A 12,743-nucleotide genomic window follows, 5' to 3' on the forward strand; every position below is an offset into this window, starting at 1 on the left:
TGAGGTTCCTGTGCCCCCTACGGCCCCTACAGCCCCAGCGACCCCTGTGACCCCCCAAGGCCCCCGGGCCCCCCAATCCCCCCCGGGCCCCCCGGCCCCCCCCCCGGGGGGGGGCGGGGGGGCTACGGCCCCCCCCCCCCCCCCCTTCCGCGTGCGCGGCGGCGTCAGAGCGTGATCAGCACCTTGAGCGCGCTGCGGTCGTCCATCGCGCGGTAGCCCTCGGGGACCTCGTCCAGGGAGACGGCCCGGTCGAAGACGGGCGACGGGTCGATGGCGCCGCTGAGCACGTCGGCCAGCAGCTCGGGGATGTACGCGCGGACCGGCGCGACGCCGCCGCGCAGGGTGAGGTTGCGGTCGAACATCACACCGAGGTCGAGCCCGGTGCCGCTGCCGTGCGGCACGCCAACGTAGCCGATGGCCCCGCCGTCGCGGGTGATGCCGACGGCCGTGCGCATCGACTGCTCGGTGCCGACGGCCTCGATCACCGCGTGGGCGCCCCGGCCGCCGGTCAGCTCGCGGACGGCGGCCTCGGCGGCCTCGCCCCGCTCGGCGACGACGTCGGTGGCCCCGAAGAGCTTCGCGATGTCCGTACGGGCGGAGTGGCGGCCCAGGGCGATGATCCGCTCCGCGCCGAGGCGCTTGGCGGCGAGGACGCCGCAGAGGCCGACCGCGCCGTCACCGACGACGGCGACGGTGGACCCCTCGCGGACCCCGGCGCCCAGCGCGGCGTGGTGGCCGGTCCCCATGACGTCGGACAGCGCGAGCAGCCCGGTCAGCAGGTGGTCGTCCGAGACGGCGTCGGCGGGCAGTTTCACCAGCGTGCCGTCGGCGTGCGGGACGCGGACGGCCTCGCCCTGGCCGCCGTCGTGGCCGACCGAGCCCCAGAACCCGCCGTGCTCGCAGGAGGTGTACAGGCCTTCGGCGCAGTACGCGCAGGTCCCGTCGGACCACATGAACGGGGCGACGACCAGGTCTCCGGCGCGCAGGCCGGTCACCGCGGCGCCGGTCTCCTCGACGATGCCGAGGAACTCGTGGCCTATGCGCTGCCCCGGTTGGCGCGCGGCCTCACCCCGGTAGGCCCACAGGTCGCTGCCGCAGATGCAGGCGCGCAGGACGCGGACGACGGCGTCCTCGGGACGCCGGATCGCGGCGTCGGGCACCTCCTCCACGCGGATGTCGTGCGGGGCGTGGATGACGGTGGCGCGCATGGTGGTGCAGTCCTCGGGATCGGGGGTGGTTCAGCGTTCGCTGTGCTCGCCCGGCAGGGCTGCTCCCCTACCGTACGCCCGGTTTCCGGAGGCCATCACTCCGGTCGCCAGCAGGTACTGGGCCGCCAGGTACGTGGCCATGATCCAGAAGTCGGGGCGGGGCAGCTGGGGCCAGTCGGCCACCCCGGTGGCGATGAGGGTGTCGGAGAGCAGGAACAGCGCCCCGCCGAGGCCCGCGCGCGGGCCGAGGGCGCTGGAGCGGAAGGCCATGGCGGTGAGCAGCAGGCTGTAGCCGGCCACGGGGACGCGGAGGTCGGCCGGCAGGTCGCCCCACAGCAGGGCGACGGTCCCGACGAGGGCGAGCGCGTACGCGCCCCCGAGCAGCGGGTGCGCGGCGCGCCTGCCGAAGAGCACGAGGTAGCAGACGTGCCCGACGGCGAAGGAGCCCATGCCGACGAGGAAGGCGGCCTCGGCGTCGAAGAGCAGGGCCAGGTCCCCGCCCCAGCCGAACAGCAGGGCCGCGACCAGCAGGCGGGGTGCGCCGCGGGTCAGCGCGTAGGCGACGAGCAGGGGCATCAGCAGCGGCTTGAACACCGGGTGGCCCGCCTCCCAGCCGGCCAGCAGGGAGGCGAGGTCGGCGGCGGCGACCGCGAAGCCGGCCAGGGCGATCCGGCCCAGGCGGGCCCGGCCGGCCGAGGGGGCCGGGCCCGGGGCAGAGGCCCGGGCGGGCGCGGTACGGGCGGTGCCGGCCGGCCGGCCGCCGTCGCCGGCCGAGGACTCCGCGGCGCTCACGCGGTGGACTCCTGTACGGACTGGGGGGCCGGGACGGGAGCCGGCGCCGGGGCCGGGACCTGCGCCGGGACCTGCGCGGCGGGCGTCACCGGTACGGGGGCCGCGGACGGGACGGCGCCCGGGGTCGGGACGGCGGCCGCGGCTCGGGGGGCGGGCTGCCAGCCCGGGCCTCGGAAGACGTGTCCCGCCCGCTGGCGCCAGCTCCCGGCGGCGCGCACGTCCCGCGCGATGGCGGCGTACTCGTGCGTGGCCACGCGCAGCGGGTTGTGGGTGTCGATGTTCTTGGTGAGGCCGTACACGGGCGTGTCGGTCTCCCCGACCCACGAGCCGAACATCCGGTCCCAGACGATCAGGATGCCGCCGTAGTTGCGGTCGAGGTAGCCGCCCTGGGAGGCGTGGTGGACACGGTGGTGCGAGGGGGTGTTGAAGACGTACTCGTAGGCGCGGGGGAGCTTGCCGATGCGCTCGGTGTGGACCCAGAACTGGTAGAGCAGGTTGATCCCGTAGCAGAACGGGATGACGGCCGGATGCACCCCGACGGCCACCATCGGCAGGTAGAACCAGTACGTGGTCGCGCTGGTCCACGGCTGGCGCAGGGCGGTGGTGAGGTTGAACCGCCGGCTGCTGTGGTGGACCACGTGGCAGGCCCACAGGATGCGGACGACGTGGTGCCCGCGGTGCTGCCAGTAGTAGAGGAAGTCCTGGGCGAGCAGCATCAGCGGGAGCGTCCACCACAGCAGCGGCACGCGCAGCGGGGTGAGTTCGTAGACCGCGGTGAAGACCGCGACGACGGGGATCTTCCACAGCAGGTCGAAGCCGATACTGCCCAGCCCCATGGTGATGCTGGTGACGGCGTCCTTGGTGTCGTATCCGGCGGCGTCCTCGTCGGGATGGAGCCGGTAGCTCACCAGCTCGATGACGGTGAGCAGCACGAAGGCGGGTATGGACCACAGCACGACATCGGGCAGGTTCGGCATGCCCGCACCATAAAGGCGCGCTCCGGGGCGCCGCTAGGGGTTGTTACCGATCGGTACTCATCCGAGTTACCGCAGGTACCGAGCCGCGCCGCGGAGCGGTCACCAGACGCGGACCGAGCCGCCGCGGGCGAAGGCCGGGCTGGTCGCGGTCGGGGGGATCGCCGTCAGGGGCTGCGCGACCTCCGAGACCAGGGGGCCGCAGGTGGCCGCGGCCGCGTCCAGGAGGTCGAGGTCGAAGCCGTAGACCCGGGCCGCGTTGCCGCCGACCATCGCGGCGACCTCCTCGCGCGGGAGGCCCGCGTAGGCGATGCGCAGGCCCTCGCGGGAGAACGGCGTGGTGCCCTCGTCGTGGGGGTAGTCGCTCCCCCACATGATCTTGTCGAGGCCGATCCGGTCCCGCAGCGGGACCTCGTGGGGGCGCATGAAGCTCGCTCCGACGAAGCAGTTGTCCCGCCAGACCTCGCTCGGGCCCTTGCCCATCGAGTCGGCCAGTCCCGCGCCGAATTTGGACTCGGCGGTGGCCGAGGCCGCCACCAGGCGGCCGTGGTAGTAGTCCAGCATCTCCATCACGCCCGGGATCCAGCCGGAGCCCTGCTCCGTGAGGACCAGCGTGAGGCCCGGGTGGCGGCGGAAGGCACCGCCGAAGATGAGGTGCCACAGGGCCCGGTGCGAGAACCAGGTGGTCTCCACCATGAACACGGCGCGGGCCGCCGGTTCGTCGCCGAGCGGCGGGGACGCGGAGCCGCCGTGGTGGTTGACGGGGACGTCCAGTTCGTCGCATACCGCCCAGATGGGGTCGTAGGCGGTGGAGTAGAGCTCGGGGACACCGCTGCCGGGTGGCGCGCCCGGCAGGAGGATGCCGCCGGTCAGACCCTCCGCCTTCGTGCGGCGGATCTCCCGTACGGCCGCGTCGACGTCGTTGAGCAGGATCTGGGCCACCCCCGCCCGCCGCCCCGGGGCGGCGGCGCAGAAGTCCGCGAGCCACCGGTTATGGGCCTGGAGCCCGGCCCAGCGCAGGGTGAACTCGGCGGCCGTGGGCGGCTGCGCCATCAGGGAGGCGCTGGGGAAGAACGGCGGCACGGTGTTCGGGAAGAGGACCTCCGCCACGATGCCGTCGGCCTCCAGTTCGGCGAGTCGGCGCCCGGAGTTCCAGTTGCGGTCGGCCGTGTCGGCGAGGAGGTCCTCGTACGGGTTCACGTAGGAGGCGGCCCACGCGTCGAACTCCTCGTGGTGGCGCTTCTCCAGGTACGGCTTGTAGTCCAGCAGGTCGGCGCCCGCGTGGCAGTCCGCCGAGACGACCGTGTACCGGTCCGGGGCCGTCACGGGTTCACCCCCAGCACCGGGAAGTCGTGCTCCGTCAGCCAGTGGCGGCCCACGTCCCGGGAGCGGGCCCAGGAGGCCTCCACCGCCGCCTGGTCCGCGGACTGGCCCAGGTCGGCCGGGGTGGGGCCGATCCGGCGGGCGGTCGGGGCGAGCTTCGCGGTGTCGAAGCCGAAGACCTCGGCGGCGGCGAGGCCCAGCATCCTGCGGGTCTCCGCCACCGGGATGTCGTGGAAGGTCCTGCGGAGCCAGTCCCGGGTGGCGGGCCAGGTGCCCTCGGGGTGCGGGAAGTCGGAGCCCCACAGGATGTTGTCCACGCCGATCTCGTAGCGCTGGGCCAGCTCGCGCCGCTTGGTGTTCGTCGCGCAGACGAACACCTGTCGGTCCAGGTACTCGCTGGGCGGCCTTTTCAGTTCCTCGAACGGCGAGAGCTTCTTGCCGCCGTGGGCGCCGAGGTAGAGGCGGTCCATGAACCACAGCTGGTTCGGCAGCCACCAGCAGCCCGACTCGGCCACGCCGAACTTCAGGCCCGGGTGGCGTTCGAAGACGCCCGACCAGAGCAGGAACCACAGCGGGCGGGCCGGCCACCAGGTGACCTCGGAGACGAAGATGCCGAGGTGGTCGCCGTACTCGTGCCGGGGCGAGGACCCGGAGTGGGTGACGACGGGCATCGCCGTCTCGGCCGCCGCGGCCCACACGGGGTCGTAGCGGCGGTCGTGGTACGGCGCCTTGTCCACCCACATGGCGGGGATCATGAGCGCGCCCAGACCGGACTCCTTGGCCCGGTGGATCTCCGCGACGACCGCGTCCGGCTCGCCCGTGATGGGCAGCAGGGCCACGCCGCAGTGGCGTTCGGGGTGCGCGGAGACGAACTCGGCCAGCCAGCGGTTGTGGGCCTGCGCGCCCGCCATGCCCAGCTCGGGGTCCTGGTCGCCGGACAGGCCGAGCCCGACGCCGAAGGGGGCCGCGGTCTGGCTGTCCACGGCGTCCGCGTCGGGGAAGACGACCTCGGCGGCCACTCCGTCCCCGTCGAGCTCCTTCAGCCGCCGCCCCGCGTCCCAGCCGCCCTTGAGGCCCTCCTCGTGGTCGCGGAACCACTTCTCGGCGAAGGCCTCGTTGCGGACGCCGAGGCGGGTCGCCTCCGCACGGCGCGCGTCGCGCTGACCGAGGAACTCGTCGAACGCGGAGTGGAAGCGGGAGTCCAGGTACGGGCGGTAGAGCTCGGTGGGCAGCCCGGCGTGGCAGTCGGAGGAGATGATCAGGTACGGGTCCTGGCCGGTCGGACCGGGTCGGTCGGTCGGGTCGTCCCGGTCGGCACGGTCGTTCAGGTCGGTCGGCTCGGTCCGGTCGGTCGGGTCGTTCGCATGCGTGTCAGGCACGGCGGGGCCCCTCAGTCGAGGATGAAGCTTTCCAGGTAGGCGGGGTTGGCGCGGTCGAGCATCGACCGCGACCGGGCACGGATCTGCCGGTCGCTGTGCTCGCTCGCCGGGAGCATCCAGAAGCGGTCGGCCCGGATCCCGTCGACGACGTGCTCGGCGACGTCCTCGACGGGTGTGAAGTCCACCTCGCGGCCGGCCTTCCTCATGGCGGCCTCGTACTGGTCGAGGCTGCGGTACGGGGTCCTGCGCGGCCGCTCCTTCGCGTAGCGCGCGGGCCGGTTGCGGTGGGACTCCCACAGCCCGGTACGCAGCATGTGCGGTCCGGGGAAGAGGACGGAGGCGCCGATGTCCGCGCCCTCCGCCCGGAGGTGGGCGTACAGGGACTCCGTCATGGTGACCACGGCCGCCTTGGTGACGGCGTACACGGAGGCGGTGGGCAGCGGGGCGATGCCGCCGTCGCCGGAGGAGGTGTTGACGACGTGGCCCGGTCCGCCGGCGGCGATCATGCGGGGGACGAAGGCCTGGATGCCGTGGAAGACGCCCCACACGTTGACGGAGAAGGCCCACTTCCAGTCGTTGGGCTCGTGCTCCCACATCCGGCCCTCGGCGCCGGATCCGACGCCCGCGTTGTTGCAGAGCACGTGGACGGCGCCGAAGGCCTCGTACGCCGCGTCGGCCAGGGAGAGCACGGAGTCGCGGTCGCTGACGTCGACGGGCTCCGCGAGGACCTCGGCCCCCTCCGCCGCGAGGTCGGCGGCGGCCCGGCGCAGGGCGTCCTCCTCCACGTCGGCGAGGACGACCCTGAGTCCCTCGGCGGCGAAGCGGCGGGCCATGGCGAGCCCGATGCCGCCGGCGGCGCCGGTGACGACGGCGACCTGTCCCGGTTCCAGTCGCATCTCAGACACTGCCTTCCGGGGGGCCTTCGAGGATCTGCATCGGGTCGTCGTACCGCTGGTGGATGTACGGCAGGAGGGCCCGCGCGCTGACCCGCTCGACGACCCTGCCCCTCTGGTCGGTGGTCTTCTCGCCGATGGTGATCTCCACGAGCCGGCGGACGGGGAGGTCCGCGACCGGGTCGTACATCGACTCGCGGAGCACCACATCGCCGGTGATGTGCTCCAGCTTGCGGACCTTCTCGTTGCGGGTGCAGTGGACCAGGACCGGGTCCGCGTCGAAACCCGAACCGTCGACGGCGGGGAGGAACTTGAAGTAGAAGTCGGTCTTACGGGTGGGCTCGGGAAGCGGCAGCTCGCGGTCGACGGCTCCGCGCACCTCCACGAAGGCGATCCCGTGCCGGGCGAGGGCGGCCCGGACGACGAGTCCGTCGCGCTCGACGGTGACCTCGCCCAGCTTCTTCGGCTCGCCGAAGACCTCCCGGCCGCCGGTCAGGGCGCGCTCGTGGGTCATCGGCATCACCAGCGGGTACCAGCCCCGCACCCCGCCGTGCTCGGCCGCGACGGCCACCGAGCCGGCCCCGAGCGGGTAGCCGGGCAGGTCGACCTTGCTGATGTTGGCCCGCACGAGGGGCCGGTCGGCCGGTTTGAGCGGGGGCGGCAGCACCGCCGCGACCACGTCCGGATCGCTCTCCCAGACGGCCACCACACCGGTGGACCAGATGTCGGGGAGCTTGGAACTCTTCTCGCGCGACGCCTCGATCTCGGCCTCGGTCCGCGCTCCGTACCGTATGCGTGCCATGTCTCGCACCACCCTTCGGTCGGTTCTGTAACACAGTTACACCGATGGCGATGAAGGGTGAAGACCCTTGCACGCAACATAACTGACGTTTCGACAGATTGGCTGGGCCGGGCATGGCCAGAAACACGCTGACCCGCCGGGACGTACTGGACGCCGCCGCGTCACTGGTCGAGCAGCACGGCCCCGCTGCCCTGACCATGCGCAGACTGGCCGCTGAGCTCGGCACGGCGGTCACCTCGATCTACTGGCACGTCGGCAACCGCGAGTCGCTGCTCGACGCCCTCGTGGAGCGGACCGTCGAGGAGATGGGCGCGCTGCGGCCGAGCGGCCGCACTCCGGCCGACCGGATCCTGTCCGTGGCCCGCACCCTGCGCCGCGAACTGCGCGAGCGGCCCCACCTGATCGCGATGGTCCACGAACGCGGACTCACGGAGCGGATGTTCCTGCCCGCCCAGCAGGCGCTCGTGCACGAGGTCCACGCGGCGGGGCTGCGCGGCGCCCGGGCGGCGGACGCGGTGCGCGCGATCCAGTTCCAGGTGATCGGCTTCCTGCTCGTCGAGCGCAACCGTGAGCGCTCCCCCGCGCAGTCCCCGGCCGAGAGCGAGCTGTGGGACCCGGCCGCCGCCCCGCACGACCCGGCGCTCGCCCGCGCGCTGGCCCGGCCGCCGGACCCGGACCGGCTCTTCGCGCTCTCCGTACGGGCCCTGGTGTCGGCCCTGCTGGCCCCGGACCGCTGACCGCGTCGCGGAGTCGGGCACGCGGACCGCCGAGCCTGCGTTGTCAGTCCGGGCCGTGACTGTCGGTCGGGGCCGATATCCTCTGTGACCATGCTCGCCGACCGTACGACCGCAGAGACGACGTGGCCGACCGCGTACCCGCAGGGGTACGCGGTCGTCGACGTGGAGACCACCGGGCTCGCTCGCGACGACCGGATAGTCTCCGCGGCCGTCTACCGGCTCGACGCGCAGGGCAACGTCGAGGACCACTGGTACACGCTGGTCAACCCGCGGCGGGATCCGGGGCCGGTGTGGATCCACGGCCTGACCAGTGCCGTGCTCCAGGACGCCCCGCTCTTCGAGGACATCGCCGCGGAGTTCGCCGACCGCCTCGCGGACCGGGTGCTCGTCGCGCACAACGCCATCTTCGACTGGCAGATGATCGCCCGGGAGTACGCGCGGGCCGCCGGCGCCGCGCCGGTCCGTCAGCGGCTGTGCACCATCGCCCTGTCGAAGGAACTGGACCTCCCGCTGCCCAACCACAAGCTGGAGTCGCTCGCCGCGCACTTCGGCGTGGTCCAGCAGCGCGCGCACCACGCGCTGGACGACGCCCGGGTCCTGGCGGAGGCGTTCCGGCCGTCGCTGCACGCCGCCGCGCGCGACGGGGTACGGCTCCCGCTGCTCGAATGCCGGCCGCTGACCGAGTGGTCGGACACACCGGCCGCCCCCCGCGTCGGCCACCAGGCCTCGTACCGGGGCGGCAGCTGGCGTGCCTCGCGCAAGCGGCCGCCGTGCCCGCACCCCAACCCGGGGCGCTTCGAGGACGGCAAGCCGCTGAAGCAGGGCATGCGGATCGCCTTCTCGGGGGACACCTCGGTGGACCGGGAACTGCTGGAGGACCGGGCGGTCGAGGCCGGCCTGCACATCGCCACCAGTGTGTCGCGGCTCACGAGCCTGCTGGTGACGAACGACCCCGACGCGGCGACCTCGAAGACGGTCAAGGCGAAGTCCTTCGGGACCCCCGTCGTCGACGAGGCGGCCTTCACCCACCTGTTGCGCGACGTGGCGGCGGCCGAGGACTGAGTCCCACCGCGGATTGCGCCGGGCGGGTGCCCGCTCGGCGACTCACCCCGGCGGATCTTGTTCCGGTGGTCCGCTGTGCGCAGCATGCGGCGCATGGCACGTTGCGAAGTCTGCGGAAACGACTACGGCATGTCCTTCGAGGTGCACGCGCAGGGCGTCGTGCACGTCTTCGACTGCTTCTCCTGCGCCATTCACCGCATGGCGCCCATCTGCGAGCACTGCCGGGTCCAGATCATCGGGCAGGGCGTCGACGTCGAGGGGCAGTGGTTCTGCGGGGCGCACTGCGCCCGCGCGGAAGGGAAGGTGGGCATCAAGGACCACGTCTGACTCCCCGCCCGAGCCCTCCCCGCGGCCCCGGGCCCGCGCCGTGCGCGACCCCGGACGGCCACCCGGCCGCCGGGGTCGTCCCCACGGGGGGGTACCGTCGTGGGCGTGTACCGCTTTGTGCTGACCCGGCAGTGGGTGTGCCTCACCCTCATCGCCCTCGTCCTCATCCCCGTGATGGCCAAGCTGGGGTTCTGGCAGTTCCACCGCCATGAGCACCGGGTCGCGCAGAACCAGCTGATCGAGGCCAACCTCAAGGCGGAGCCCGTCCCCGTGACCGAGGTCACCTCGCCCGGTCACCGGGTCCCGCGCGCGGACTTCTGGCGGGCGGTCACCGCGACCGGTACCTACGACACCGCCCACGAGGTGGTCGTACGCATGCGGACCTCGGCCGACGACAAGGTGGGCTTCCACGTCGTGACCCCACTCGTCCTCGGCGACGGCCGGGCCGTGCTGGTCAACCGGGGCTGGGTGCCGGGCGGCGGGGACCCCCGCGCCTACCCCTCGGTCCCCGCGGCGCCCTCGGGCGAGGTCACCGTCTCCGGCCGGCTCAAGGCCGACGAGACGAGCGGCGGCAGCGGCATCAAGGACCGCACGGGCCTGCCGGACCGTCAGGTCATGCTGATCAACAGCGGCCGGCAGGCGCAGTCGCTGGGGCGGCCCGTGCTCGGCGGCTACCTGGAACTCACCGCTCCGCCCACCGCCGACGGCGGGCCCGAGCCGGTCCCCGAGCCCGACCACGACTCGATCGGCGCGCACATGGCCTACGCCGTCCAGTGGTGGCTGTTCGCGGCCTCGGTGCCGGTGGGGTGGATCGTGCTGGTCCGCCGGGAGAAGCGCGACCGCGAGGAAGCGGCGGCCGGAGCCACCGGGCGGGAGCCGGCGCCGGCGGCGTAGCGTATCGGCATGGATCTTGGATTGAAGGACCGTGTCTATGTCGTCACCGGGGCCACGCGCGGCCTCGGCTTCGCCTCCGCCCGGGAACTGACCGCCGACGGCGCGAAGGTGCTCCTCACCGGCCGGGACGAGAAGCGGGCGGCCGACGCGGCCGCCGCACTGGGCCCGGGCGCGGCCGGGGTGGCCGCCGACAACGCCGACCCGGCGGCGGCCGAGCGGCTGGTGGCCACCGCCCGCGAGCGCTTCGGCCGGTTCGACGGCGTCCTCATCAGCGTCGGCGGACCGGCGCCGGGCTCCGCCGCGGACATCGCGGACGCCCAGTGGTCGGCGGCCTTCGAGTCGGTGTTCCTGGGCGCGGTCCGCATCGCGCGGGCGGCGGCGGCCGAGCTGGGCGAGGGCGGGGTCATCGGCTTCGTGCTGTCGGGCTCGGTCCACGAGCCCATCCCCGGCCTGACCGTCTCCAACGGGCTGCGCCCGGGTCTCGCCGGCTTCGCGAAGTCCCTCTCCGTCGAGCTGGGTCCGCGCGGCATCCGGGTCTTCGGCCTGCTCCCGGCCCGCATCGACACCGACCGGGTGCGCGAACTCGACGCCCTCTCCGGGGACGCGGCCGCCGCACGGGCGCGCAACGAGGCCGCCATCCCGCTGGGGCGGTACGGGACGCCGCAGGAGTTCGGGCGCACGGCGGCCTTCCTGATGTCCCCCGCCGCCTCGTACCTGACGGGCGTCATGCTGCCGGTCGACGGCGGCTCCCGGCACGGCTTCTGACCCGCCGTCCCTCCGGGCCCGGGGCTCAGGCGACCCTCTGGGCCCGGTGGGACACCACCCTCAGGCGGGCCTCGGTCGGCAGCTCGGCGAGGCCCGCCGCCGACCGCACGTGCCCCAGCACCGGGCCGGCGAGAGCCGCCAGGGCGTCGGCCGGCACGGCGTGGGGCTCCAGCTCCAGGGTGATCCGCAGGGCGGGCGCCCCGCGCCTGCGGTACAGGGCGACCCGGCAGTGCGCGACCCCGTCGAGGGCGCCGGCCTCCGCGGCCACCGCCTCCTCCAGCGCGCGCCCGCGCAGCAGCGCGTACGCCCCGTCCCCCGTGTCGACGGCCACCGCCCGCAGCCGCGAGCGCCGCACCTGGGACAGCAGCCACCACAGCGCCAGCAGCACGCACAGCGCGAGCCCGGCGAGCGCCGCCCACGGCCACCAGCCGTCGGCGTGCCCGTACCGGCGGCGGGTCTCCTCCGCCAGCAGCGGTGCGTGCCGGCCGCCGAGCGGCCACGACGCCGTCAGCAGGGTGGCGCCCGCCGCGAGCAGCACCAGTCCGAGGAGGGCCAGCAGGCTCCGGTTCACCCCCGCGCGCAGGCCGTTCACCGGCCGACCCGCACCCGGGGCCGCGGCGGGTGCGCCAGTCCCAGCTCCTCGATGGCGACGGCGACGACCGCGTCGAGGTCGGACCGTACGTCCTCCAGTTCGCGGAAGTGCGAGGTGGCCCGCACCCCGATGCGGGACCGGCCCACCCGGACCCGGACCGACCGGACCCCGGACACCTCCATCGCCCGGTCCCGCAGCACCTGCGCGGCGTCCCGGCGGCCGAGCCCGGCCCGTACACCGCGGGCCGCGGGACCGGCCGCGTCGGGCACGCGCATCGGCAGGATCCCGCGCAGTCCGGGGGCGAGCGCCAGCATCAGGAGCACCAGTCCGGCCGCGGCGAGGGCCGCGCCGGACAGCACGACCCAGGTGTCGGCGGGGGTGGCGCGGTCCAGCTCGCGGGCGAGCTCCCGGCGCCATCCCATGCCGGGCCGGCCGGCGCGTACGGCGGCCAGGTCGTACAGGAGGAGGCCGGTGGCGGCCAGGACGACGAGTGCGCCGATGGCGGCCGGGATCCGCCGGGCGGAGCGGAGGCGGGGGACGCGGGCCCGGCCGGCGGGGCCCGCGGGGGCCTCGCCGTCGGGCCCGTCCGGGGTGGCGCGGGCGGGGGCCGTCACCGCAGCCGCCGGTCCCGCCCGGCGGCGGCCGGGCGGGCGCGGGTGGGGCGCAGGTGCTCGATCTCGATGTCCACTTCGGGTACGGCCATCGCCGCGTACTCCTCGATCCGCCGGGCGACCTGGCGGCGTACGGCCGCGCACTGGGCGGCGAGGTCGGAAGGGTAGTCCAGCTCCAGGCCGATCCGGACCCGGGCGATGTCGTGGTGCACGGTGACGCCGGCGCGGGGGGCCGGACCCGTTCCGGGGGCCGGGCCCGGGGTGGCGGCGAGCGCTTCCCGGGCGGCCTGCGCGGCGATCTTGGCGACGACCCGGTCGGCGATACGGGTGGACCCCCGCTCGGCGGGGGCCACCCGGGGAGGTGCGGTGCGCGGCGTGGTCATC

Annotated in this window: 15 protein-coding genes; 5 read left to right on the forward strand and 10 right to left on the reverse strand. The window is 74.3% G+C overall.

Features of this window, described 5'->3' with window-relative positions:
* Positions 1 to 164 precede the first annotated feature (164 nt).
* The 7 genes from ACFWUQ_RS17005 to ACFWUQ_RS17035 form a co-directional block, all read right to left on the reverse strand.
* Complete coding sequence (locus ACFWUQ_RS17005; protein WP_384538523.1) at positions 165 to 1,208, reverse strand: zinc-dependent alcohol dehydrogenase family protein; 1,044 nt, start codon at positions 1,206 to 1,208, stop codon at positions 165 to 167.
* 30 nt (positions 1,209 to 1,238) lie between these two features.
* The gene (locus tag ACFWUQ_RS17010) at positions 1,239 to 1,886 is read right to left on the reverse strand and encodes a lysoplasmalogenase (RefSeq protein WP_384538602.1); all 648 of its coding nucleotides are present in this window, start codon (positions 1,884 to 1,886) and stop codon (positions 1,239 to 1,241) included.
* A gap of 110 nt (positions 1,887 to 1,996) precedes the next feature.
* Entirely contained in the window at positions 1,997 to 2,977 is a 981-nt protein-coding gene (locus ACFWUQ_RS17015) for a sterol desaturase family protein (protein ID WP_384538524.1), read from the reverse strand.
* 99 nt (positions 2,978 to 3,076) lie between these two features.
* Positions 3,077 to 4,300 (reverse strand): amidohydrolase family protein, encoded by a 1,224-nt coding sequence (locus tag ACFWUQ_RS17020; protein WP_384538526.1) that lies wholly within the window; start codon positions 4,298 to 4,300, stop codon positions 3,077 to 3,079.
* Complete coding sequence (locus ACFWUQ_RS17025; protein ID WP_384538603.1) at positions 4,297 to 5,625, reverse strand: amidohydrolase family protein; 1,329 nt, start codon at positions 5,623 to 5,625, stop codon at positions 4,297 to 4,299. Before ACFWUQ_RS17025 ends, ACFWUQ_RS17020 begins: the two co-directional genes overlap by 4 nt.
* Before the next feature lie 62 nt (positions 5,626 to 5,687).
* Positions 5,688 to 6,572 (reverse strand): SDR family NAD(P)-dependent oxidoreductase, encoded by an 885-nt coding sequence (locus tag ACFWUQ_RS17030; RefSeq protein WP_384538527.1) that lies wholly within the window; start codon positions 6,570 to 6,572, stop codon positions 5,688 to 5,690.
* A 1-nt stretch (position 6,573) separates the two neighbouring features.
* Positions 6,574 to 7,371: an acetoacetate decarboxylase family protein gene (locus ACFWUQ_RS17035; protein WP_384538528.1), complete on the reverse strand. Its 798-nt coding sequence runs from the start codon at positions 7,369 to 7,371 to the stop codon at positions 6,574 to 6,576.
* Between the two features lie 113 nt (positions 7,372 to 7,484).
* Here ACFWUQ_RS17035 and ACFWUQ_RS17040 point away from each other — a divergent pair, with 113 nt between their 5' ends.
* The 5 genes from ACFWUQ_RS17040 (at position 7,485) to ACFWUQ_RS17060 (ending at position 11,156) form a co-directional block, all read left to right on the forward strand.
* Positions 7,485 to 8,108 (forward strand): TetR/AcrR family transcriptional regulator, encoded by a 624-nt coding sequence (locus ACFWUQ_RS17040; RefSeq protein WP_384538530.1) that lies wholly within the window; start codon positions 7,485 to 7,487, stop codon positions 8,106 to 8,108.
* Positions 8,109 to 8,192: 84 nt separating this feature from the next.
* Positions 8,193 to 9,170: a DEDDh family exonuclease gene (locus ACFWUQ_RS17045; protein ID WP_384538532.1), complete on the forward strand. Its 978-nt coding sequence runs from the start codon at positions 8,193 to 8,195 to the stop codon at positions 9,168 to 9,170.
* 93 nt (positions 9,171 to 9,263) lie between these two features.
* Positions 9,264 to 9,497 (forward strand): hypothetical protein, encoded by a 234-nt coding sequence (locus ACFWUQ_RS17050; protein WP_384538534.1) that lies wholly within the window; start codon positions 9,264 to 9,266, stop codon positions 9,495 to 9,497.
* A gap of 105 nt (positions 9,498 to 9,602) precedes the next feature.
* The gene (locus ACFWUQ_RS17055; RefSeq protein WP_384538535.1) at positions 9,603 to 10,391 is read left to right on the forward strand and encodes an SURF1 family protein; all 789 of its coding nucleotides are present in this window, start codon (positions 9,603 to 9,605) and stop codon (positions 10,389 to 10,391) included.
* Between the two features lie 9 nt (positions 10,392 to 10,400).
* On the forward strand, positions 10,401 to 11,156 hold the full coding sequence (locus ACFWUQ_RS17060; protein ID WP_384538537.1) for an SDR family oxidoreductase: 756 nt from the start codon (positions 10,401 to 10,403) through the stop codon (positions 11,154 to 11,156).
* Between the two features lie 25 nt (positions 11,157 to 11,181).
* Here ACFWUQ_RS17060 and amaP read toward each other — a convergent pair whose 3' ends face one another.
* Genes amaP through ACFWUQ_RS17075 form a run of 3 tightly spaced genes read right to left on the reverse strand, consistent with a single transcriptional unit; the run spans position 11,182 to position 12,742 of the window.
* A complete protein-coding gene (amaP, locus tag ACFWUQ_RS17065; protein ID WP_384538538.1) occupies positions 11,182 to 11,748 on the reverse strand; it encodes an alkaline shock response membrane anchor protein AmaP in 567 nt (188 codons plus the stop codon).
* Positions 11,745 to 12,362, reverse strand: a complete 618-nt coding sequence (locus ACFWUQ_RS17070) for a DUF6286 domain-containing protein (RefSeq protein ID WP_384538539.1) — start codon at positions 12,360 to 12,362, stop codon at positions 11,745 to 11,747. Before ACFWUQ_RS17070 ends, amaP begins: the two co-directional genes overlap by 4 nt.
* Complete coding sequence (locus tag ACFWUQ_RS17075; protein WP_384538541.1) at positions 12,359 to 12,742, reverse strand: hypothetical protein; 384 nt, start codon at positions 12,740 to 12,742, stop codon at positions 12,359 to 12,361. The genes ACFWUQ_RS17070 and ACFWUQ_RS17075 overlap by 4 nt, the downstream gene beginning before the upstream one ends.
* Between the last annotated feature and the right edge of the window lies 1 nt (position 12,743).

It is taken from the genome of Streptomyces sp. NPDC058662 (genome assembly GCF_042716255.1).
Classification (GTDB): domain Bacteria; phylum Actinomycetota; class Actinomycetes; order Streptomycetales; family Streptomycetaceae; genus Streptomyces.